Here is a 3,198-nt window from a genome sequence, read left to right as displayed (position 1 = left end):
AGGCAATACAAGTGCGGTGCTTCCCCTGTATGCGGTTGGAGTTTTCACTTCTTTTACTCTGTCCCAATCGGGAATGGTAATTCACTGGTTTAAGGAACGAGGTAAAGGTTGGCAAGTTAGTGCTGTGATGAACGGTATTGGTGCAGTGGCAACAACGGGAGTTTTGGCTGTAATTCTCGCTACAAAATTCCTGTTGGGAGCTTGGGTTGTCGTAGTAACTATTCCGATCGTAGTCAGTCTATTTTTAGCTATTCACCGACACTATCGGTATGTAGCGGCTAGGTTGAGCATTCAGGGAATAGAACCGAGGTCTTATCTTCCCAGACCTAAAGTTAAGAAGGTGACACATCCGGCAGTGGTGTTAGTCGGGCAGTTGCACCGGGGAACTTTCGAGGCCCTTGATTACGCTCGTTTAATTTCTGATGAAGTTGTGGCAGTTCACGTAGATATTGGTTTGACCGATCGAGAAAAATTACAATTAGCTTGGAAAGATTTGCAGTCAGATATTCCTTTGGAAATTCTGGAATCGCCTTACCGTTCTGTTGGTGAAGCTTTGACGCACTTTTTGACTTTGTTTGAAGAGCAGCGACCGGGAGTATATTTAACGCTGATAATTCCGGCTTTTGTGACGCGAAATTGGTGGGAGGGACTGCTGCACAATCAAACTGCTTTCTTTTTGAAAGCGGCTTTGCGGGCTAAAAAAAGTCGGGTTGTAACAACGGTGAGGTATTTTCTTTAAGTGGGGATGGCCAACCACGGGGGATTACCCCTACTTCCTGGCAATGAAGACTGGAATGCGGTCGGACGCGCTGGCCCAAGAAACCCGGTTTCTTCGCAAAATCTTTGGTTTGGATGCGATTTTTTTAGGCAGAAACCGGGTTTCTGACACCGCTTGGTAAATCATATATATTTATTAAAAATTCAATGAAAGGGTTGACATATCAAAAATTATAGGTTATAAGTTGAGTCATGAGAAAAGTTGCCTTTCAACTTATCTTGAAAAAGATTGCGGCTGCTGAACCCAAGTCTTTTGTTCCCTAAAAAATCTCTTCAACTTTTGGGGGTTGCTATGCAACCCGCATCAGACTATTTATGCAGCAGCCAAAAAACTTGAACAGGCTTTTGCGAGCTTTGTCTCGGCAAGGTCTTGATGTTAGTTACGACAATAAAGTCTACTCGATTTGTCTCAATAGTTCTTTGAAAGTACACTGGCAAGATGCCGATGCTCCAACAGCAGAAGTTTTGCTGCCAGAGGATTTTCCTGTGGAAGCAAAGGCGCTCAAACAATTAGCAAATTTGGCGAATGTTCGACACCCTCAAGGCGGCTGCGTTTGCCGCGCCTGCGCTACTCCTGACTTCCATCCGGGGGATTCGGGGGTGGCGATCGGCTCGATCGTAGAAACAGCAGGAATGGTGATTCCGGCAGCTACCGGTTCCGATATCAACTGCGGGATGCGGTTACACGTTGCGGATTTGTCGATCGAACAATTCCTCAGTCAGCGCGATCGATTTGTAGAATTGCTCAAAGGCGATTATTTCTTCGGTACTCGCGATGTCAGCATGACTGCAAAAACTGCTCGCGCCATGTTCCAACACGGGATTCCCGGATGGCTAGATGGTATGCCAGACAAGGCAACCGGCAGCGCGGCTAATTCGGATTTCGAGCAGTTGGCCACAGAGTGCGATCGCACTTTCCTCGGCGGTTCCATGAATGGCGATGTCAAATGGGCTCCCGAAGAATTAGTCCCAAATGACGGCTTAGTCAGGGATGGCGGGTTAGCTACCATCGGTGGCGGCAATCACTTTGTCGAAATTCAAGTGGTTGAGGAAGTTATCGATCGAGCTACGGCTTATACTTGGGGAGTTCGATCGGGACAAATCGCTTTCATGATTCACTCGGGTTCGCGGAATGTCGGCAAATACATCGGCGGAATGTGGCGCGATCGAGCTTGCGACGCCTGGCCGAAAACTCTGAAACATCCTGAATCCCGGCTTTTCCCGCTGTCTGTCGCAGCAAATCCCGAACTTGTCAACAGCTACCTGCAAGCGGAAGCAACCGCCGCTAACTACGGTTTTATCAACCGTTTGCTGCTAGCAGAACTTCTGCGCTGGCGTTTGCGACAAGTTTTCGGCGATGTGGAAGCTCCCTTAGTTTACGATTTGCCTCACAATATCACTTTAGCTGAAGGTGCCGGCTGGGTAACGCGCAAAGGCGCTTGTCCCGCACATTCCGGTCAGCCTGTAATTGTACCGGGTTCTATGGGCGCGCCGTCTTTTTTGCTGGTTGGTTCGGGGAACGATCGATTTTTGCGATCGGCTTCTCACGGTGCAGGTAGGGCGCGATCGCGCTTCGATATGAGTCGCGCAGGTGCTGACAAAACTGACTCCGCTTTGGGATTAACCGGCGTAGATTGCATTACCTGGCGCGAAGAACGCAGAATTGAAGAAGCACCGGCCGCTTACAAGCCAATTCAACCAGTAATTGACGTTCAGGTTGAGGCGCAAATAGTGGGTGTAGTCGCTAAAATGAATCCAGTGTTAACGTTTAAAGCCTAGGAACGGGGCATTTGAGAATTAAAAATTAAACCAGGGTAAGGTGCGCGCCGAATACCCTACTAATTTTTAATTCTCGGCCCTATTTCCGATACCCCATGCCCTATGAATGATTCTCAAGTATCACCAAATCCATCAAAACCTGTCCATCCCCTAAAGCGGCTGCTGAAGTACGGGCGCCGCTACCGCGTGAAAGCTTGGCTGGCAAGTATCAGTTCGCTGCTGAATAAATTCTTTGATTTAGCGCCGCCAGCATTAATCGGTATTGCCGTTGATGTGGTGGTGAAACAGCAAGATTCTCTCCTCGCTCAGTGGGGCATAAAAGATGTCTTTTGGCAACTGGCAATTATCACTCTTTTGAGCGCGGTTGTTTGGGCGTTGGAATCTATTTTTGAATATGCCTATGATTATTTGTGGCGCAATTTGGCTCAGGATATTGAACACGATTTGCGTCTGGAAGCTTACAGCCATTTGCAGGAATTAGAATTAGCTTATTTTGAAGAACGCAGCACGGGCGGTTTGATTTCTATTCTCAATGATGATATCAATCAACTCGAACGTTTTTTGGACGACGGCGCTAATGAGGTAATTCAGGTAATGACAACGGTTGTTGTGATTGGCGCGGCTTTTTTTGCTGCATCTCCT

At 47.7% G+C, this 3,198-nt stretch carries 2 protein-coding genes and 1 pseudogene; all 3 read left to right on the top strand.

Translation table 11 applies throughout. The features are described from left to right. Positions 1-739, top strand: a pseudogene (locus ACUVJL_RS09680) (amino acid permease); the annotation flags it as partial. A 353-nt stretch (positions 740-1,092) separates the two neighbouring features. Then, the gene (locus ACUVJL_RS09675; RefSeq protein WP_445245642.1) at positions 1,093-2,556 is read left to right on the top strand and encodes an RtcB family protein; all 1,464 of its coding nucleotides are present in this window, start codon (positions 1,093-1,095) and stop codon (positions 2,554-2,556) included. 102 nt (positions 2,557-2,658) lie between these two features. Continuing rightward, the coding region (locus ACUVJL_RS09670) for an ABC transporter transmembrane domain-containing protein (RefSeq protein WP_445245641.1) at positions 2,659-3,198 on the top strand (540 nt) is incomplete at its 3' end.

Origin of the sequence: Microcoleus sp. OTE_8_concoct_300 (assembly GCF_031383065.1) — a bacterium.
GTDB lineage: Bacteria > Cyanobacteriota > Cyanobacteriia > Cyanobacteriales > Microcoleaceae > Microcoleus.
The sequence above is the reverse complement of the archived record's forward strand: the minus strand, read 5'-3'. Positions and strand labels throughout refer to the sequence as shown.

Coding starts and splice junctions, on each gene's coding strand:
- ACUVJL_RS09675 (WP_445245642.1), top strand. CDS start 1,093: ATGCAGCAGCCAAAAAACTTGAACAGGCTTTTGCGAGCTTTGTCTCGG.